Genomic DNA, 19,608 nt, shown 5'->3' with positions numbered 1-19,608 from the left:
GCTACTCCGCATCCGGCGGGACGACGCCCTTGCGGAAGGCGAAGCAGCCATAGAAGCGGCGCTCGCCGGTCTGGATGACGCAATAGGCCTGCTTGGCGCGCTCGTAGAAGGCGTAACGCTCGACCGGCAGCATCGGCCAGGACTTGCCTTCGGCGGCGTCGATCTCCTTTTGCACTTCTTTCTGCACGGGCGGAATCTCGTCCGGCTTGCCGACGATCTCCATGCGCGCGGCGGAATCATCGACGAACGTATCCAGCGGGTAGAGCGAGAGCACCGCCTTGACGACTTGCGCCGCCGACGCATCGATGCGCAGCAGCCGACCGAGCGCCGTCTGGCGCGCCACCGAATCGGACGGGAAATTGGTGTCGGCGATGATCAGGTCATCGCCATGCCCCATCGCCCGCAACGCCTGCAGCACGTCGGCATTGAGCAGCGGATTGATGCCTTTGAGCATGATAGTCCTCGTGAAGTGCGTTTGAGATCAGAGACGCTTGCCGGTCTCGGCGTCGAACAGGTGGATGTGGTCGAGCCTTGGCCGGAGCGTGAGCGTGTCGCCGGGCTTGAAGTCGTGACGCTCACGAAACAGCGCCACCATCTCGCCCTCGCCGAAGCGCAGGAAGACCAGGGTCTCCGAGCCGGTCGGCTCGACCACCGAAATCCTCGCCGGCACGCCATCGGGATGGATTTCGAGATGCTCCGGGCGCACGCCATAGACGATCGCCTGCCCCTCCTGTGCGGCGTTGCCTGGGGCAAGCGGGAACAGTGTGCCTGATATCTCGACGCCCGGCTTGTCGCCCTTGCGCACAACACCCTTGAGCAGGTTCATCGAAGGCGAGCCGATGAAACCAGCGACGAACAGGTTGGCCGGCCGGTCAAACAGCTCCAGCGGCGCCCCGACCTGCTCGATGCGGCCGTCACGCATCACCACGATCTTGTCGGCCATCGTCATGGCCTCGATCTGGTCGTGGGTGACGTAGATCGTGGTGGTCTTCAGCCGCTGGTGCAGTTCCTTGATCTCGGTGCGCATCTGCACGCGCAGCTTGGCGTCGAGATTGGAGAGCGGCTCGTCGAACAGGAAAACCTGCGGGTTGCGCACGATGGCGCGCCCCATCGCCACACGCTGGCGCTGGCCACCGGAGAGCTGCCGGGGATAGCGCTTCAGATAGGGGTTGAGATCGAGGATGTCGGCGGCGCGCTTGACCCGCTCGGCGACCACGGCCGGATCGGTTTTCCGCAGCTTGAGGGCAAAGGCCATGTTCTGCTCCACCGTCTTGTGCGGATAGAGCGCGTAGTTCTGGAACACCATGGCGATGTCGCGCTTGGCCGGCGGCAAATGATTGACCACGCGGTCGCCGATGGCGATCGTGCCGCCAGAGACGGTCTCCAGCCCGGCCACCATCCTGAGCAGCGTGGACTTGCCGCAACCTGAAGGGCCGACCAGCACCACGAACTGCCCGTCGGCGATATCGACGCTGACTTCGTGCAGAACCTTGACGGTTCCAAACGCCTTGGCCACCTTGCTGATCGCGACTTGCGCCATGTCTCCCCCATCGGCTTTCATTAGCCGTAGGCGCAGAAGCTAACCAACGCGACCTGTCAGGGCAAGTCGATCTCCTATAGATAAAATCCATTCTCGTTGACACGCCATCACGTTGCGAGAATAGTGATGATCGCCAATTCCGAATGCCGGACCTTTGACCCGGAAGACGGAGTTCCAGGCGGACACTGGGTGGGGTCTCAGGTCCCTGTTTTATCGAGGAGAACCGTCGACGTTCCGGCGTCCGAAAGAAGTTGGCATTTCAATCACGGCTGTTGTTCTGGGAGGAATAGTACATGAGAGTCGATCTTTACGAAAAACTGATCCGTGCCGGCGCTACAAGGCGCGACATATTGAAGGGCGCGGCCAGCATGGCCGCGATCGCGGCGGCATCCGGCGCAGGGCTCGGCGCCCTGACGCGTCCTGCCTCCGCGGCAAGCGAACTTCGTTCCAAGATCCTGCAGATTCCCGGCGTTGGCAAAGGCCAGCCGACCGACTCCGATTTCCAGAAGGTGGGCGAGCTCTGCCTCGACGCGACCAAGGCCAATGTCAAGCAAGGCGAATTTGCCGGCGTTGAGCTGACCTTCATGGGCCTCAACAATCAGAACCTGCACAATGTGCTGTTCCGCGGTTTCCTGAAGCCGTGGGAGGCCTATACCGGCGCCAAGATCAACTGGATCGACCTGGCGCAGGCCGACTACAATCCGCGCCTGCAGCAAGCGATTGCCACCAATACAATCGATTTTGATATCGTAGAGATGGGTGCGCCCTTCGAAGGCGATGTCTGCGGCAAGGGCCTGACCTCGGAGATGCCGGACTGGGTCAAGAAGCAGATCGATATGGACGACCTCGTGGCCTATCTGAAGCCTCCGGTCGGCACATGGAACGGCAAGCAGTATCGCGTGACCGTGGACGGCGACACGCACAATTTCAACTACCGCACCGACGTGTTCGCCGATGCCGATCTCGCCAAGGCCTGGAAGGATGGCGGCGGCGAAGGTGAATGGGGCGTGCCGAAGACCTGGCAGCAGGTGCAGGCCGTAACCAAGTTCCTCAAGGGCAAGAAGTTCAAGGGGCAGGATGTCTACGGCTATCTCGATGCGCCCAAGCCCTGGGGCGGCTTCGGCTTCTATTTCCTCGGCAGCCGCGCCACCGCCTATGCCAAGCATCCCGACGACAAGGCCTGGCTGTTCGACGCCGACACGATGAAGCCGCGCGTCAACAATCCGGCCTGGGTGCGAGCGATTCAGGACGTGATCGATGCGCTGCCTTCTGAGCCGCAAGATCAAATCAACGCCGACCCAAATCAGACCGCGTTCAGCCAGTTTCTCGGCGGTACGGGTTCGATGGTGGCGTGGTGGGGCGACGTCGGCTCCAATGTCAAGACCAACGACACCTCGGTGGTCGGCGACGTCACCGGCTTCTCGATCCTGCCGGGTTCAGACGATGTCTATAATTCCAAGACCGGCAAGTGGGAAAAGCTCGCCAGCGGCCCGAACTATTCGCCGAACTGCGCCTATCTCGGTTGGGGCGTCTATGTCATGGCCCGAGTCGACAGCGACGAAAAGAAGAAGAAGGCGGCATGGTCGGCCGCAGCCCATCTCGGCGGCAAGGACCTGTCGATCTGGACGGCGATGTATCCGTCCGGCTTCCAGCCCTACCGCAACTCGCATTTCGACATTCCGGAATGGGTGGCGGCCGGATATGACGAGGCCTTCATCACCTCGTACCTCAAGTCGGAAGGCGACAGCTACAACCATCCGAACGCGGCGATCGAGCCACGCATCCCCGGCATCTTCCAATATTATTCCGCCGCCGAGGACATTCTGGCCAACACATTCGCCGGCAAGATGAAGGCCCAGGAAGGCGCCGATGCAATCGCCGCCGCCTGGGAAAAGCTGACCGACCAGATCGGCCGCGACAAGCAGGTCAAGCTTTATAAGGCCTCGCTCGGCATGTAGGCTGCATTGTGAACCGTGGTCCGGCGGCAACGCCGGACCACAGCCTTCCGGCTCCGGCTCTGTGAGGAGCCCCCAAACGGGCGAGATTTGTGGCAGACCAGACTTCGACCGCGAACCAGTGGCCGGCAGATGCCGTCCCCTACGATCTGATTTCTCCAGCCCGCAAACGGCTTGGATGGGCGCTGATGGCTGCAGCCACGCTCGGCCTGCTGGCGACGATCGTGGTTGAGATCCTGTACAAGAGCGAGGTCGACACGATCGGCTTCGAGACCTGGCGTCCCGTCGTCTACGCCTATGTGCTATGGGGCGTGGCGCTCGGCATCGGCCAAGTGCTGACGCGAGGCGAGGACGGCCAGCGCGCGCTGTTCCTGCTGCCGGCGCTGCTCTTCACAATCGCCATGGTGATCTTCCCGACGCTGTTCGGCTTCTACATCGCGCTGACCGACTGGAATCTCAGTTCCTTCAGCGGCCGCAGGTTCAATGGCCTCGACAATTTCTGGCAGATGCTGGCCGACCCCTATTACCGCAACGCGCTGCTCAACATGGTGCTCTATGTGCTGGCGGTGGCGGTCGAATATGTCATTGCCTTTGGCTTGGCGCTGTTGCTCAACGCGCAGATTCGGGCGCGAAAATTCTTCCGCGTTGTCTTCCTCTTGCCCTTGATGCTGTCGCCGGTCGCGGTGTCGTGGATGATCGGCAAATCGCTGATGGAGTACCGGTTCGGACCGGCGGCCACATTGGCGCGCCATCTCGGCTGGGAAAATCCCGCCTTCTTCTCTGATCCAATCACTGCACGCATGGCGATCATGCTGCTCGATGCCTGGACCTTCATTCCGTTCATGATGATCATGCTGCTGGCCGGGCTGCAGGCGATGTCGCGCGAGGTACTCGAAGCCGCACGGGTCGATGGCGCCAATGCATGGCAGACCTTCTGGCAGGTCACCTTCCCGCTGATGCTGCCGGTTTCGGTGACCGCCGTCATCCTGCGCATCATCTTCAAGCTGAAGCTTGCCGACATCATCATCACAGTGACGTCCGGAGGCCCGGGCGGCGCCACCGATTCCGTCTCCAGCTTCATCTACCGCGAATACCGCGACCGCTCGAATGTCGGCTACGGCACCATGCTGGCGATGGCCTATCTGGTCATCATCGTCGTGTTCGTCACGTGGCTGTTGAAATTTGCCAACCGCTTCGTGCGCAATGTGAATTGAAACAAGATGAGCGTCCAGACCACTGAATACGTCGCCTCGGAGATCCGCTCACCGGCGAGCTTCGTCGCCAGCCGCGTCTTCGTCTACGGCGCCCTCGCCTTCTGGGCGTTCATCTGCCTGTTCCCGATCTATTGGACGATAACCACCTCGTTCAAGACGGCGGTAGATGTCACCCAGGGTCACCTGATTCCCTTCGTCGACTTCCAGCCGGACTGGAAGGGCTGGCGATCGCTCGGCCTCTCGCCGGATTCGATCTTCCAGACCTCCACGGTGCGCGATGAGTTCCTCAAGCGCTTCACGAATTCGGTCATCACCTCGGTCGGCGCGTCGAGCCTCGCCATCATCATCGGCAGCTTGGCGGCCTACGGCCTCACGCGCTACCGCTATAGATTCGCCTGGTTCAAGAACGAGGACATCTCCTTCTTCTTCCTGTCGCAACTGATCCTGCCGCCCGTGGTGCTCGCTTTGCCCTTCCTGGTGCTTTACCGGGAAGTCGGCCTGCTCGACACGCGCATCGGGCTGATCCTGCTCTACACGCTGATGGTGCTGCCGATCGTCATCTGGATCATGCGTGACCAGTTCAATTCGATCCCCGTTGAACTCGAGGAAGCAGCGCTCGTCGATGGCCTGTCGATCTGGGGCGCATTCTTCCGCATCGTCATGCCGATCGCCCTTCCCGGCATGGTCGCCGCCTTCATCCTGGCGATGGTGCTGTGCTGGAACGAGTATTTTTTCGCGGCCCTTTTGACCTCGACCGATGCCAAGACAATTCCCGTCATGGTGGCGAGCCAGACCGGCTCGCAAGGCATAAACTGGTGGTCGATGGCAGCGCTTGCCACTGCGGCCATCGCGCCGCTGGCGGTCATCGGCATCGCGCTGGAACGCTATCTGATCATGGGCATGACGGCCGGAGCGGTGAAGTAGGCATGGCGATGCCGGTCGGCGCCCTGATCGGCTGTTGATCGCCGGGTATAGGGGCCGAGCGCGGTAGGGCAAGCATGCCGCGGGTTTTCACCTACATCGCCTCCGACGGCGCGAAGAAGCAGTTTTCGTGCTCCTGTGTCGGATGCAGGCAGATGTGGAAGTTGTCGTCTCCTGACGGAATGACACTGTCGTAAGGAACAAAATAGCGGTTTTGGTGAGTGACCTTCCGATGGTCTCCCGGCCGCAAGATGATCACATAGCCATCGGCCTGTGGTGTAACGGTGATGCTGGGAATTCTACCGCATTCGCCTGCCACTAGATCGCCATGACAGCAGGCTGGCGGATAAGTCCAGCCGCTGTCGGTACTGTGCGCAAACGCAGAAACGTTTTGAAGTGCTGCAGCCGTGGCGATCACGCCTGCCACGCTTGTCATGCGTCGTTTTCCGACCGCGTGCACAGAGCGGCTCCAAGCTTAGTTGGAACCAATATACATTATTCGAACTTGCTAATATATAGACGGAGGGGCTTCCTGCCGTTCGAAGGGTACCGGCTAGCGCAAAAGCGTCGCACGCAGGTGATCGAGGATCATGGCGACGCCCTTCTGCCCGAGCTCGGCGGAGGCGTCCGGCGCGCTTGCCGTATACCAGCCGGCATTGTCTACAAAATGGGCGGCATCCACCGCTTCCGGACATAGCGCCAGCATCAGCGAAGTCTCGCCGATGCCGGCATGGTCGAACGGGTATTTGCCGTTCATGGCGGCCGGCATCAGCGGATGCACCTGCACCCAGTTGAAGAAGTTTTCACCCTTGGCATGTCCGGCATAGTAGTCGGCCATCGCTGGGGAACCCCACCAGCCCTCGCCGCGCTGCTTCTCGAGGAAGCGGAAGATCGCCTGACGGCCGGCGGTCTTGAAAGCGAGATCGGTCGGCATGCCGGCGGCGAAATTCTCGGTCTGGTGATGGATGATGGCGTGGATGTTGCGGAAGCCGATGCGCAGCAGGCTGTAGAACAGCTCCTCCGCGAAGGGCGCCAGCTGATTGCCGCCGACCTGCACCGAGCCAGTACCTTCCGGCGGCGCCACCGCATAGCTCGCGGCACCGTAGTAGAAGGGCGGCAGAATGACGATCTCCCTCTCCTTCTCGAACAGCTCCAGCGTCTTGATGACGGCCAGCGTGTCCATGCCGACCGCCATGTGCTCGCCATGGTATTCGAGCACGCCGAGCGGCAGCGCGACCGGCCAATTCTCGGCGATCGCGGTGCGGATCTGGTGCGGCAGCATCAGTTCATAGCGCATGATCTATTCCATGTTGGTGTGGCGGGCGCGCATGGCTTCAGGCGACGCACCGGTCAGGGATTTGAGCTTCAGCACCATTATCTCGAACAGCAGGAACAGCGCCCCTTCGAACACTGAGCCCATCGGCAGCACCGAAGTTTTCTGCGGTCCCTGGTCATCGGCCATGGTCTGGGCCGGGATGAGCAGCGTGGTGTCGGCCAGCCCCGCCGCGCTGCCGCCGGCCTGGGCGGTCAACAGCAGGTTGGTCGCGCCGGCATCGCGCGCGACGCGCATCAAGGTGAGCACCGTCGAGGTTTCTCCCGGTCCGGAACTGGCCAGGAAGACGTCGCCTGGCCCCAGCGGCGGGGTGGTCATGTCGCCGACCACCGAGACCGGCAAGCCGAGATGATAGAGCCGCATGGCGAAGCCTTTGACCTGCAACGCCTCGCGGCCGCATCCATAGACGACGATCCGCCCGGCATCGGCCAGCAGCTTGCAGGCGGCGTCGATGCGGCCTTCATCCACACGCGCCAGCACGCCGCCGAGTTCGTCGAGCGCGGTCTTGAACAGGCTTTCGTTCCGGTCGCTCACAGCAAACCCGCCCTCGAAATCATCCTGGGATTCTATCACGAACAAATTGATTTCGCCCATGCTGGCAACCGCGAAAATGCCGGTCCAAGGCCCACCAGTGCTTTTTCCGGGCCACGGGCGTGGTAGTGTCATGGCAGCAAATCAATCCGGGAAAACTGCAGGACATGAAGACACGGCATTTCGACCGCATCGGCAATGGCGGCATCACTTTTACGGAGCTCGGCTTCGGCACGGCGCCGCTCGGCAATCTCTATCGCGCGGTCTCGGACGAGGATGCCAATGCGACGCTCGACGCCGCCTGGGCGACCGGCTGCCGATACTACGACACCGCCCCGCTCTACGGGCTTGGCCTGTCGGAAACACGGCTCAACCCATTCCTGCGCTCGAAGAAGCGCGACGACTATGTGCTGTCGAGCAAGGTCGGCCGCATCATGCGCGCCTGCCCGCCGGAGGAGCGCACCGGCATCGGCAAGTTCTTCGACACGCCGTCGCGGCGCGAGGTCTATGACTACAGCTATGACGGCGTGATGCGCTCGTTCGAAGCCTCGCTCGAGCGCCTCGGCGTCGACCGGATCGACATCCTGTTCGTGCACGATGTCGACATCTTCACCCATGGCAGCAAGGAGGCGTCCGACCAGCGCATCGATGAGTTCATGCGCTCGGGCTATTACGGGCTGCTGTCGCTGCGCGACCAGGGTGCGATCAAGGCTTTCGGCGGCGGCATCAATGAATGGCAGGTTGCCCAGACGCTGGCCGAGCGCGGCGACTTCGACCTGTTCCTGCTTGCCGGGCGCTACACGCTGCTGGAACAGGAGGCGCTGACATCCTTCCTGCCGCTCTGCCAGAAGCGTGGCATCGGCATCGTTCTCGGCGGCCCCTACAATTCCGGCATCCTGGCGACAGGACCGAAGCCCGGCGCCTACTACAATTATTCGGAAGCGCCCAAGGACATCATCGAGCGCGTCACCGGCATCGAGGCTGTCTGCAAGCGCCATGGCATCAGGTTGATCGAGGCGGCGCTGCAATTTCCACTGCTGCATCCGTCGGTCGTGTCGGTGATCCCCGGCGGCCAGCGGCCGAGCGAAGTCGAAAGCAACCGGGCGCTGCTCGATGCGAAACTGCCAGCAGCGCTTTGGGCCGACCTCAAGAAGGAAGGCCTGATGCGCGCGGATGCGCCGACGACGTAATGTCCCGGCGTTGGGTCCGAAAAAAGAAAAGCCGGGCGGGCCCGGCTTTTCTGGTCTCTGAAAAAGAAAAAACGCGCTTAGTTGACTGCGTCCTTGAGGCCCTTGCCGGCCGAGAACTTCGGCACGGTGCGTGCCGGGATCTGGACTTCGGCGCCGGTCTGCGGGTTGCGGCCGGTCGAAGCCGCACGCTTTGACACGGTGAAATTGCCAAAGCCGACAAGCCGGACATCGCCGCCCTTCTTCAGTTCGCCGGTGATGACGGAAAACACCGCATCGACCGCCGACTGCGCGTCACCCTTCGAAATGCTCGCGGCGTCGGCGACAGCGGACACCAGTTCGTTCTTGTTCATAAAAATTCCCTTCCATGAGAACACCGGAACTTACGACTCATCCGGCAGGAGACGGACTTTAGAAAGAAGCGTTGCCGCAACCAAGTCGCAATGCCCAAGAAAAGTGGAAAAAAGCCCGGAAATCCGGGGTTTTTAACATGAAAAAGCCGGGCGCGAGGCCCGGCTTTCTGTTTGTGCGTTGCAACTTTAGCGAATGCTAACGCATGGCCCCGAAAACCGCAGTCGGTTTTCGGAAAGGACCATGCGCAAGTCTAGAGCGTTAGAGCGTCCTTTGCGCGTCCAAGTGGACGCGCGGCGCTCTAATGCGCCAGCGACTTTCCGGCATCGTCGACAGCGTCGGTCGCGGCCGGCGTACTGACCGGTTCGACCCACTCGATCGGCTCCGGCATACGCACCAATGCGTGGCGCAACACCTCACCGACACGCGAGACCGGAATGATTTCCATGCCGTTTTTCACGTTGTCCGGTATCTCCGCCAGATCCTTGGCGTTGTCTTCCGGGATCAGCACCTTCTTGATGCCGCCGCGCAACGCGGCAAGCAGCTTTTCCTTGAGGCCGCCGATCGGCAGCACCCTGCCGCGCAGCGTGATCTCGCCGGTCATGGCGACATCGGCCTTGATCGGAATGCCGGTCAGCACCGAGATGATCGCGGTCGCCATCGCCACACCTGCCGATGGTCCGTCCTTAGGCGTGGCGCCCTCCGGCACGTGGACGTGGATGTCGCGCTTGTCGAACAGCGGCGGCTCGATGCCGAAATCGATAGCACGCGAGCGGACATAGGAGGCCGCCGCCGAGATCGATTCCTTCATCACGTCGCGCAGATTGCCGGTCACCGTCATGCGACCCTTGCCGGGCATCATGACGCCTTCGACCGTCAGCAGCTCGCCGCCGACTTCCGTCCAGGCAAGTCCGGTGACGACACCGACCTGATCGTCGGCCTCGACCTGGCCGAAGCGGAAGCGCGGAACGCCCAGGTAGTCGGCGAGGTTCGCCGCCGTGATGTTCACCGTCTTCTTCTTCGTCTTCAGGATCTCGGTCACCGCCTTGCGCCCGAGCTTCATCAGCTCGCGCTCCAGGCTCCTGACGCCCGCTTCACGGGTGTAGGTCTGGATGATGGCGCGGATCGCATCCTCGCCGACGGAGAACTCCTTCGGCTGCAGGGCGTGATCGCGCACCACCTTGGGCATCAGGTGCCGCTTGGCGATCTCGATCTTCTCGTCCTCGGTGTAGCCGGCGATACGGATGATCTCCATGCGGTCCATCAAGGGCGCCGGGATGTTCAGCGTGTTCGCCGTCGTCACGAACATCACGCTCGACAGGTCGTATTCGACCTCGAGGTAATGGTCCATGAACGTCGAGTTCTGTTCGGGATCGAGCACCTCGAGCAGCGCCGACGACGGATCGCCGCGGAAGTCCTGGCCCATCTTGTCGATCTCGTCGAGCAGGAAGAGCGGATTGGATTTCTTCGCCTTCTTCATCGACTGGATGACCTTGCCGGGCATCGAGCCGATATAGGTGCGCCGATGGCCACGGATCTCGGCTTCGTCACGCACGCCGCCAAGCGCCATGCGGATGAATTCGCGGCCGGTCGCCTTGGCGATCGACTTGCCGAGCGAGGTCTTGCCGACGCCGGGAGGGCCGACGAGGCACAGTATCGGCCCCTTCAGCTTCTTCTGACGGCTTTGCACGGCCAGGTACTCGACGATGCGGTCTTTGACCTTGTCGAGGCCGAAGTGATCGGTGTCGAGCACGTTCTGCGCGTAGGCCAGATCCTGCTTGACCTTGGAGTTCTTGCCCCACGGGATCGACAGCAGCCAATCGAGATAGTTGCGCACGACGGTCGATTCAGCCGACATCGGCGACATCGTCCGCAGCTTCTTCAACTCGGCTTCCGCCTTTTCGCGGGCCTCCTTGGAGAGCTTGGTCTTCTTGATGCGCGCCTCGATCTCGGCGGCCTCGTCGCGGCCGTCCTCGCCTTCGCCGAGCTCCTTCTGGATCGCCTTCATCTGCTCGTTGAGGTAGTATTCGCGCTGCGTCTTCTCCATCTGGCGCTTGACGCGCGAGCGGATGCGCTTCTCCACCTGCAGGACGGAGATTTCGGCTTCCATGAAGCCCATCGCCTTTTCCAGCCGCTCCTTGACCGAGAGCGTGGCCAGCATCTCCTGCTTTTCAGGGATCTTGATGGCGAGATGCGAGGCAACCGTGTCGGCGAGCTTGGAATAGTCGTCGATCTGGCTGGCAGCACCCACCACTTCGGGCGAGATCTTCTTGTTCAGCTTGACGTAGTTCTCGAAGTCGGTGACGACCGAGCGGGCAAGCGCCTCGACCTCGACCTCTTCCTCTTCCGGCTCGACCAGCGCCGTGGCGCGGGCTTCGTGGAAGTCGGGACGGTCGGTGAAGGAGACGATTTTCGCACGCGAGGCGCCCTCGACCAGAACCTTGACGGTGCCGTCGGGCAGCTTCAGCAATTGCAGCACATTGGCGAGCGTGCCGATGTCGAAGATGGCATCGGGCTCGGGATCGTCATCGGCGGCATTCATCTGGGTGGCAAGCAGGATCTGCTTTTCCTGACCCATCACCTCTTCCAGCGCCTTGATCGATTTTTCGCGCCCGACAAAGAGCGGAACGATCATGTGCGGAAACACCACGATGTCACGCAATGGGAGCACTGCGAAGACGCCGTCGGTGGGAGCCTTGGATATTTTGGCCATTGTCCAACCTTTCATGTCGCGGCCGCCAATCGGCCAACCGCGAATCTCATATTAACGACCGGGGATCGTTCCGCCTACCACCGTTTGTGACGGGAGTTTTACAGCACAGAAATCGGGCACCTCGGCCTTCTCGTGTTAGGTGGATGCAGGCGGGGCAAAGATCAAGAGTTAACATCGTCCGCAATCCAATCCATCGCAAAGGTCGCCTGCCCCTCACAGCAAAACGGCGCCGCAACGGCGCCGTTCCACAAAAATATAGGGCGAAGTGCCATATCAGGCGCTGACGTTGCCCTTCTTTTCCTTCTGTTCGGAATAGATGTAGAGCGGCCGGGCACTGCCGGTCACCACTTCCTCCGAAATCACCACTTCGCGTACGCCTTCCAGCGCCGGAAGTTCAAACATGGTGTCGAGCAGGATCGCTTCCATGATCGAGCGCAGGCCGCGCGCGCCGGTCTTGCGCTCGATGGCGCGCTTGGCGATAGCCGACAGGGCGTTCTCGTGGAAGGTCAGGTCGACATTCTCCATCTCGAACAGCCGCTGATACTGCTTGACCAGCGCGTTCTTCGGCTCGGTCAGGATCTGGATCAGCGCCGGCTCGTCAAGGTCCTCCAGCGTCGCCAGAACCGGCAGACGGCCGACAAACTCCGGAATGAGGCCGAATTTCAACAGATCCTCGGGCTCGACCAGGCGGAAAACATCACCGGTGCGGCGATCCTCCGGCGAAGCGACGATGGCGCCGAAGCCGATCGAGGTTTTTCTGCCGCGATCCGAGATGATCTTGTCCAGCCCGGCGAAGGCGCCGCCGCAGATGAACAGGATGTTGGCGGTGTCGACCTGCAGGAACTCCTGCTGCGGATGCTTCCTGCCGCCCTGCGGGGGCACGGAGGCGACCGTGCCTTCCATGATCTTCAAAAGCGCCTGCTGCACGCCCTCACCCGACACGTCGCGGGTGATCGAGGGGTTGTCGGACTTGCGCGAAATCTTGTCGATCTCGTCGATGTAGACGATGCCGCGCTGGGCGCGCTCGACATTGTAATCGGCCGACTGCAACAGCTTCAGGATGATGTTCTCGACATCCTCGCCGACATAGCCGGCTTCGGTCAGCGTCGTGGCATCCGCCATGGTGAAGGGCACGTCGATAATGCGGGCGAGCGTCTGCGCCAGCAGCGTCTTGCCGCAACCGGTCGGGCCGATCAAAAGGATATTGGACTTGGCCAGTTCGACATCGTTGTTCTTGCCGGCATGCGCGAGGCGCTTGTAGTGGTTGTGGACCGCGACCGACAGCACGCGCTTGGCATAGGGCTGGCCGATGACGTAGTCGTCGAGAACCTTGAGGATCTCCTGCGGGGTCGGCACGCCCTCGCGCGACTTCACCATCGAGGTCTTGTTCTCCTCGCGGATGATGTCCATGCACAGCTCGACGCATTCGTCGCAGATGAAGACCGTTGGGCCGGCAATCAGCTTGCGCACCTCGTGCTGGCTCTTGCCGCAAAACGAGCAATAAAGCGTGTTCTTGGAATCACCGCTGTTGTTGCCGACCTTGCTCATTTTCATGTCCTTTCATGGCCGCCCGCCGATGGTCTGGCTGAAAGGGCGCATACTCTATTTATCGCGGGAATCCGCCGCCGCCAGTCTTCCGGCTCCCGCAACGTATTCCGTACGAAACACAAATCAGAAAACGTGGCAATGATTCGCAGCTTCCCCACGCAAAGCTAAGCCGTCGAAAATCAACATAGCCTTAACGTAGGCAATCTCGACCCTCGAGGGAACAGCCAATTGTGGCCGAAATGCCGCAAGACGCGCCAAAAGCGCGTGATGGCGCCATCCAACTGCCAACAAGCCCTTATGCCGCAGCTACTTCAGCCGCCTCGCGCGACGAAATGACCTTGTCGATGAGGCCGAAATCCCTGGCTTCGTCGGCTGTCATGAAATGGTCGCGGTCGAGCGTCTTCTCGATCTCTTCGTAGCTCTTGCCGGTGTGCTTGACGTAGACCTCGTTGAGGCGACGCTTCAGCTTGATGATGTCCTGGGCGTGGCGCTCGATGTCGGACGCCTGGCCCTGGAAGCCACCGGAAGGCTGGTGAACCATGATGCGAGCATTCGGCGTGGCGAAGCGCATGTCCTTATGGCCGGCGGTCAGCAGCAGCGAGCCCATCGAAGCCGCCTGACCGATGCAGAGCGTCGAGACGGCCGGCTTGATGAACTGCATGGTGTCGTAGATCGCCATGCCGGAGGTGACGACACCACCCGGCGAATTGATGTAGAGGTTGATTTCCTTCTTCGGGTTCTCGGCTTCGAGGAACAGAAGCTGCGCGCAGACCAGCGTCGCCATGCCGTCCTCGACCGGACCGGTGATGAAAATGATGCGCTCCTTGAGGAGGCGCGAGAAAATGTCGTAGGCCCGCTCGCCGCGATTGGTCTGTTCGACCACCATCGGAACGAGGTTCATGTAGGTTTCGACGGGGTTCTTCATTAGGTATCTCTTATCTCGCGGTGGGATTCCGGCGCCGGGAATGCTGGCAGATTAGGGCAGAATCGGTTCTGGATCGTTATTGTGTAGATAGGATGCCGGCTCATCCTTGTGCAAGGCTGCCCCGTCCTAGCCATCTGGGTAAGTCGAATCAAGCTTTATGGCCAGGATTCGCAGCAGCCCAGCAATCCCGCCAGCCTGAAGCGGAACGGCCCGATCCCGCAGCGTAGCATTTTCTTAACCGCGTCACTTAACGAAATGCGCCGAAACCGCTTTTCTCCGCATCCGCTTCCCCTACAATCCAACGTTGAACTTGTGTTTGCGGTTCAACAGGGGGAGTGTCATGTCCGGGAAAACCGCATGCTTCACCATTGCCGGGCTGGCCGTGCTTGGAACGATTTCGCAAACGGCGGCCGGCGGCCGCGCCGTCGAATGCTATGAGCCGGTCCGCACGGCTGATGTCTACGACACGGTCTATGAGGACGTGATGGCCAGCCCGCCCGGCCAGCAGGTCGACTACACACCGCCCATCTATGGCACGCGCGAACGCGTGGTGTTGACGGTTCCGGCGCAGGTGACCTACGAGATCGTGCCGGCCATCACCCGCACCGTCTACCATACGGTCCAGGTCGATGACGGCGGCTATTCCTGGGAATGGCGCGTCATCCATGGCCGCAAGGTGCTGTGCAAGGTCTGGCACAAGGCGCGCTATGAACGCGTCGCCGACACGGTGGTGATCCAGCCGGAGCGCACGCGCCGTGTCGTCATCCCGGCGCAATACGACCAGATCGCCGAGGAAGTGCTGGTGCAGTCGGAGCAAAGGCGCATCATCGATGTACCCGCGTCATACCAGACCGTCGCCCGGCGCGTGCTGGTCCACGAAGGTTCATCCGGCTGGCGGCGGGTGCATATTCCCAGGCACTGCCAGGACTAATTTAAGTGGCATTCAAGCCACCTCGGCCCGCAACCATCGCTTCAGGCCGGCCACGTCGCCATCGCCGATTGCGGCCGCAACACGCCTGCCGACCGCCGCGCCGAACTTGTAGCCATGGCCGGAGCAGGCCGAGACAACAAGGCATTTTCCCTTTTCATGCGCCATGAATTTCTCGTCGGCGGTGAAGGTGTAGGCACACGTGACGACCTCGGTCACCCTGTACTCCTCGATCCGGGCAATCGGCGGTGAAAACAGGTTGCGGATCGCCTCGCCTTCGCCCGGCACCGGGTCACGGTTCCAGTCGGCGTCGCTGGTTGGTACCCTGTGCAGGCCCGAGCCGAATTTCATGCCGGCACCGCCGGAAGGCGGGATCACATAGCCGTCGACGGCGCCGCCGATATCCAGGACGACAGGCGACGCATCCCACGCCGCCTTCAAATCAGCCGGCGGCTCGACATAGGCAAGAGCGGTTCGATATGTCTTCAGCTCGCCGCCCAGTTCCGGAAACAGTTTCAGAACCCAGGCGCCGGCGGTGACGACAATGCGGTCGGCCTGCATCGCCTCACCACTTTCGAGCACGATATGGCCCGTCTCGGCATCGACTTCCGTCACTTTGCTGTGTTCGTAGACATTGGCGCCATTGGCGCGCAGCCACTTGGCCAGCCCGGAGGCGATCTTGCGGCAATGCAGCGCGCCGCCCTCGGTCGAAAAATAGGCATAGCGGAACGAGCCAGCTTCAAGAAATGGCCAGCGTTTCACGGCTGCGTCCGGATCGAGCAATTCGAAAGGAAAATTCCCCTCTTCCAGGCCCTCGCGGTATTCCTCGGCCTCGTCGCCAGGCTCGCGCGAGATGCAGACAAATCCACGCGAGTCGAGGTGGCTCTCGCCGAGATCGGCCCACATCTCGTCCCAAGCCTGATAGGCTTCGGTGATCAGCTTGCCGTAACCGGTTCCGGCGCGATAGGCGCGGCGGATGATGCGGTGATGGTCGCCTGACGCGGCCAGCGGATTGGGGATAGGTCCCTGCTCGACGATAGAAACGCGGTGACCCGCCTTGACCAGCGACCACGCCGTGGAGAGACCGGCAATACCCGCGCCGACGACGATCACATTCATCCGTTCAGACCTTCCGCAGCCGCATTGGCTGGCTCAATTCATGGGCCGCCGCGCGCCAACATACGGTCTGGAATAAGGCTGGCAAGCCGCGCTATGGGTCAGACATGACCAATTTGACGCTCCCTTATCTCACCCTTGATCCAGCCACTCGCCAGCTGAGGCTCGACCCGCACGAGCCGGCTTTCTTCCTGAACCCCTACGAGGCCTATGCATTCCTGCACAGCGTATCGAATGCCTTCTTCTGGGAGGAATTCGGCTTCTGGTGCTTTGGCGGCTTCGATGTCGTCAACCGGTTGCTGCGCGACCGCCGCTTCGGCCGCCAGAACCCAGCCGGCATTCCCGACAGTCGCGGCATGGGCGAGGATCGAAGCCATCTCAAGGCGTTCGACGGCATCGAAGCCAATTCCATGCTGGAGCTCGAGCCACCGGTGCACACGCGGTTGAGGACGCTGGTCAACCGCGCCTTCGTCTCACGCCAGGTCGAACGGCTGCGGCCACGTGTCGAAGCGCTCGCCAACGAGCTGATCGACCGTTTTGAGGCGAATGGACCCGTTGACCTTTTGCCCGCCTTCGCCTCTCCCCTGCCGATCACCATCATTGCCGAAATGCTCGGCGTGCCGGTCGAGATGGGGCCGCAACTGCTCGACTGGTCGCATCAGATGGTCGCCATGTATATCCATGGCCGCACCCGCGAAACCGAGGAGACGGCCAACCGCGCCGCGGGCGAATTTGCCGATTTCCTGCGCGGCTACGTCACCGAGCGGCGCAAGAACCCCGGCGACGACCTGCTGTCGCTGCTGATTTCGGCACAGGAGGGCGGTGAGAGGCTGTCGGAGGACGAAATGGTGTCCTCGGCCATCCTGCTGCTCAATGCCGGCCATGAAGCGACCGTGCACCAGACCGGCAATGCGGTGCGCTCGATCCTGGCGCAAGGCGGCGATCCGCGCCGCTTCTTCACCTCACCGGAGGCGACGGCGGCAACGGTCGAGGAATGCCTGCGCTTCGACGCACCGCTTCACATGTTCACCCGCTACGCCTATCAGGAGATCGAGATTGCGCCCGGCATCGTCGTGCAGCCGGGTCAGACGATCGGGTTGCTGCTCGGCATGGCCAATCATGATCCGCGCGCCTTTGCCGAACCACAAGCTTTCCGGCCGGACCGGACTGACCAGAAGAACGTGTCCTTCGGCGCCGGCATTCATTTCTGTATCGGCGCGCCGCTGGCCCGGCTCGAATTGCAGGTGTCGCTGAAGACTTTGTTCGAACGGCAGCCGCAACTTCATCTTGCGGAGGAGCCACGCTTCCGCGACACTTACCACTTCCATGGGCTGGAAAGGCTCGCCGTCGGCTTCTGAACGATCGCGAGCCTGCGATGAGACTGTTTTCATAAGGGTGCGCGCGGCGAAGTGATCAGAGTTTGATCACATACTCCTTGCGGGTCGTTTCAAGCACTTCCCAGCTTCCCTTGAAGCCCGGTCTCAGCACGAAACTGTCGCCTGCTTTGACCGTGCGCGCCTCGCCACCGTCCTCCGTGATCACCGAGACGCCGGACAGGATGTGGCAGAATTCCCATTCATCATAGACGGTGCGCCACTTGCCGGGAGAAGATTCCCAGATGCCGGCATAGAGGCCGCCGTCCCGCTCCTCGACATTCCAGGTGCGGAATTTCGGATCGCCCGAGATCAGGCGATCCGGCGCCGGCGCGCCAGGCTCGGCGTCGACGCCGTTGGCGTCGACGGAAAGGAAAGTCGCTGCGCTCATGAAAGGCTCCGTTGTAGCGGGCTTACCCTCGCCCTTTGTGGAGAGGGTCGTCAAGCGCATGTCCCCGAAAAACGGATCGATTTCCGGGGGCTCTGGACTAGCAATCTGTGGCGTTCGGAACGCACTTCGATGTGTCGTGTTGTAGATCATATTCGCCGCGTGAAGCGTACCGCCTCTTCCGAACCGCGAGTGGCGTCTCCCGCGCTGTAGGAATGCGCGCCGGCGCCGGCGAGCTTGCCGCCGTCGACGATCAGATACTCCTCGCGGATTGACCTGCCTTCGAACCAGCACTCCAGAATCTCGCGGGTGCCGGCGGCGTAGCGCGCCTGGGCGGAGAGCGACGATCCTGAAATGTGCGGCGTCATGCCGTGATGCGGCATCGATCGCCACGGATGATCCTTGGGAGCCGGCTGCGGGAACCAGACGTCGCCGGCATAGCCAGCGAGTTGGCCACTCTCCAGCGCGCGGGCGATGGCGTCACGATTGCAGATCTTGCCGCGCGCCGTGTTCACCAGATAGGCGCCGCGTTTCATCCTGGCGATCATCGTCTCGTCAAAGAGGTTTTCCGTCTCCGGATGCAGAGGCGCATTGATCGTCACCACGTCGCAGACGCCGACCATGGATGCGGGGTCCTTGTGGAAGGTGACGCCAAGCTCTTTCTCGACCGCCTCAGGCAGGCGGTGGCGATCGGTGTAGTGCAACTTGACGTCGAACGGCTTCAGCCGGCGCAACACCGCGCTGCCGATCCGGCCGGCACCGACGGTTCCGATCTGCATTCCCTCGATATCGTAGGAGCGTGCGACGCAGTCGGCGATATTCCAGCCGCCTTTCACGACCCACTGGTAGGACGGGATGTAGTTGCGCACGAGCCCCAGGATCATCATGACCACATGCTCGGACACGCTGATCGAATTGCAGTAAGTCACCTCGGCGACCGTGATGCCGCGGTCCATGGCGGCCTGAAGATCGACATGATCGGATCCGATGCCGGCGGTGATCGCAAGCTTCAGTCTGCTTGCCTTGGCTATTCGTTCTTCGGTCAGATATGCCGGCCAGAACGGCTGCGAGATCACGATTTCGGCGTCAACGAGTTCGCGTTCAAAAATGCTGGCGGGACCGTCTTTGTCCGAGGTCACCACCAGGCTGTGGCCCGCGCTTTCGAGAAATTTTCGGAGACCCAGTTCGCCGGACACGCTGCCGAGCAGGATCCCCGGTTCAAAGTTGATGGCCTTCGGCGTGGGAAGTGTCTGGCCGCCGGGATAGCGGTCGAGCTTTGGCAGGCCGTCCCGCGCATATTTTGTCGGATAACCGTCGACCGGATCGTCATAGAGGACGCAAACGACCTTTGCCATTGTGTATCTCCCTTCGTCTGACAACGAAGAGGAAAACGCTCTGTTGTTAACGCTGCCGGCCAAAACGATGGTCAGCATCGCGATGCGCTGTTGAATTGCTGGTGGCGAGCAGACTCATCTGCCGGCGCTTCCTCATTCGGAAAGTTGTGCGCTTATTGCGTATTAGGTGGAGGAGCCGGACGTGGCTTTCAAGGCCAGCGGGAGATAACGGTGCCGCGTTCGATTTCCCT

General features: G+C 61.6%; 18 protein-coding genes. 6 read left to right on the top strand and 12 right to left on the bottom strand.

All coding sequences use genetic code 11. The annotated features are described in order from the left end of the window. Position 1: 1 nt before the first annotated feature. Together JT360_RS11590 and JT360_RS11585 are read right to left on the bottom strand one after the other, a co-directional pair. Positions 2–454 (bottom strand): RbsD/FucU family protein, encoded by a 453-nt coding sequence (locus JT360_RS11590; RefSeq protein ID WP_214471756.1) that lies wholly within the window; start codon positions 452–454, stop codon positions 2–4. Between the two features lie 27 nt (positions 455–481). Next, positions 482–1,540 (bottom strand): ABC transporter ATP-binding protein, encoded by a 1,059-nt coding sequence (locus tag JT360_RS11585; RefSeq protein ID WP_214471755.1) that lies wholly within the window; start codon positions 1,538–1,540, stop codon positions 482–484. Positions 1,541–1,833: 293 nt separating this feature from the next. Here JT360_RS11585 and JT360_RS11580 point away from each other — a divergent pair, with 293 nt between their 5' ends. From JT360_RS11580 to JT360_RS11570, 3 genes are all read left to right on the top strand, one after another. Further along, positions 1,834–3,498 carry an ABC transporter substrate-binding protein gene (locus JT360_RS11580; protein WP_214471754.1) on the top strand — a complete coding sequence of 555 codons (1,665 nt, stop codon included), beginning with the start codon at positions 1,834–1,836 and terminating at the stop codon, positions 3,496–3,498. A gap of 89 nt (positions 3,499–3,587) precedes the next feature. Then, positions 3,588–4,709, top strand: coding sequence for a carbohydrate ABC transporter permease (locus tag JT360_RS11575; protein ID WP_214471753.1), 1,122 nt, complete (start codon positions 3,588–3,590; stop codon positions 4,707–4,709). Between the two features lie 6 nt (positions 4,710–4,715). Next, positions 4,716–5,633, top strand: coding sequence for a carbohydrate ABC transporter permease (locus tag JT360_RS11570; protein ID WP_214471752.1), 918 nt, complete (start codon positions 4,716–4,718; stop codon positions 5,631–5,633). A gap of 91 nt (positions 5,634–5,724) precedes the next feature. Here JT360_RS11570 and JT360_RS11565 read toward each other — a convergent pair whose 3' ends face one another. From JT360_RS11565 to JT360_RS11555, 3 genes are all read right to left on the bottom strand, one after another. Further along, the gene (locus JT360_RS11565; protein WP_214471751.1) at positions 5,725–6,066 is read right to left on the bottom strand and encodes a hypothetical protein; all 342 of its coding nucleotides are present in this window, start codon (positions 6,064–6,066) and stop codon (positions 5,725–5,727) included. Positions 6,067–6,183: 117 nt separating this feature from the next. Beyond that, complete coding sequence (locus JT360_RS11560; protein ID WP_214471750.1) at positions 6,184–6,927, bottom strand: creatininase family protein; 744 nt, start codon at positions 6,925–6,927, stop codon at positions 6,184–6,186. A 3-nt stretch (positions 6,928–6,930) separates the two neighbouring features. Continuing rightward, positions 6,931–7,497, bottom strand: a complete 567-nt coding sequence (locus JT360_RS11555; RefSeq protein WP_214471749.1) for an SIS domain-containing protein — start codon at positions 7,495–7,497, stop codon at positions 6,931–6,933. A gap of 164 nt (positions 7,498–7,661) precedes the next feature. Here JT360_RS11555 and JT360_RS11550 point away from each other — a divergent pair, with 164 nt between their 5' ends. Next, complete coding sequence (locus JT360_RS11550; RefSeq protein ID WP_214471748.1) at positions 7,662–8,684, top strand: aldo/keto reductase; 1,023 nt, start codon at positions 7,662–7,664, stop codon at positions 8,682–8,684. Between the two features lie 77 nt (positions 8,685–8,761). Here the strand turns inward: JT360_RS11550 and JT360_RS11545 are convergent, their stop codons facing one another. The 4 genes from JT360_RS11545 to clpP all read right to left on the bottom strand — a co-directional run bounded on the left by JT360_RS11545 (position 8,762) and on the right by clpP (position 14,218). Beyond that, complete coding sequence (locus JT360_RS11545; protein ID WP_023798342.1) at positions 8,762–9,034, bottom strand: HU family DNA-binding protein; 273 nt, start codon at positions 9,032–9,034, stop codon at positions 8,762–8,764. A 299-nt stretch (positions 9,035–9,333) separates the two neighbouring features. Further along, positions 9,334–11,745, bottom strand: a complete 2,412-nt coding sequence (lon, locus tag JT360_RS11540) for an endopeptidase La (protein ID WP_214471747.1) — start codon at positions 11,743–11,745, stop codon at positions 9,334–9,336. A 273-nt stretch (positions 11,746–12,018) separates the two neighbouring features. Next, positions 12,019–13,293, bottom strand: a complete 1,275-nt coding sequence (clpX, locus tag JT360_RS11535) for an ATP-dependent Clp protease ATP-binding subunit ClpX (protein ID WP_023759839.1) — start codon at positions 13,291–13,293, stop codon at positions 12,019–12,021. 295 nt (positions 13,294–13,588) lie between these two features. Further along, on the bottom strand, positions 13,589–14,218 hold the full coding sequence (clpP, locus tag JT360_RS11530) for an ATP-dependent Clp endopeptidase proteolytic subunit ClpP (protein WP_214471746.1): 630 nt from the start codon (positions 14,216–14,218) through the stop codon (positions 13,589–13,591). 340 nt (positions 14,219–14,558) lie between these two features. On the opposite strand from clpP, the gene JT360_RS11525 reads away from it, so the two are divergent. Next, entirely contained in the window at positions 14,559–15,149 is a 591-nt protein-coding gene (locus tag JT360_RS11525; RefSeq protein WP_214471745.1) for a hypothetical protein, read from the top strand. Between the two features lie 12 nt (positions 15,150–15,161). Here the strand turns inward: JT360_RS11525 and JT360_RS11520 are convergent, their stop codons facing one another. Next, on the bottom strand, positions 15,162–16,265 hold the full coding sequence (locus JT360_RS11520; RefSeq protein WP_214471744.1) for an NAD(P)/FAD-dependent oxidoreductase: 1,104 nt from the start codon (positions 16,263–16,265) through the stop codon (positions 15,162–15,164). A 104-nt stretch (positions 16,266–16,369) separates the two neighbouring features. Here JT360_RS11520 and JT360_RS11515 point away from each other — a divergent pair, with 104 nt between their 5' ends. Next, positions 16,370–17,620: a cytochrome P450 gene (locus JT360_RS11515; RefSeq protein WP_214471743.1), complete on the top strand. Its 1,251-nt coding sequence runs from the start codon at positions 16,370–16,372 to the stop codon at positions 17,618–17,620. Positions 17,621–17,675: 55 nt separating this feature from the next. Here JT360_RS11515 and JT360_RS11510 read toward each other — a convergent pair whose 3' ends face one another. Next, positions 17,676–18,026 (bottom strand): cupin domain-containing protein, encoded by a 351-nt coding sequence (locus JT360_RS11510; RefSeq protein ID WP_214471742.1) that lies wholly within the window; start codon positions 18,024–18,026, stop codon positions 17,676–17,678. 146 nt (positions 18,027–18,172) lie between these two features. Next, positions 18,173–19,378 (bottom strand): NAD-dependent formate dehydrogenase, encoded by a 1,206-nt coding sequence (locus JT360_RS11505; protein ID WP_214471741.1) that lies wholly within the window; start codon positions 19,376–19,378, stop codon positions 18,173–18,175. Positions 19,379–19,608: the final 230 nt, after the last annotated feature.

The organism is Mesorhizobium sp. dw_380 (assembly GCF_018588885.1).
Lineage (GTDB): Bacteria > Pseudomonadota > Alphaproteobacteria > Rhizobiales > Rhizobiaceae > Mesorhizobium.
This window is presented reverse-complemented; position numbering and strand designations above follow the sequence as displayed.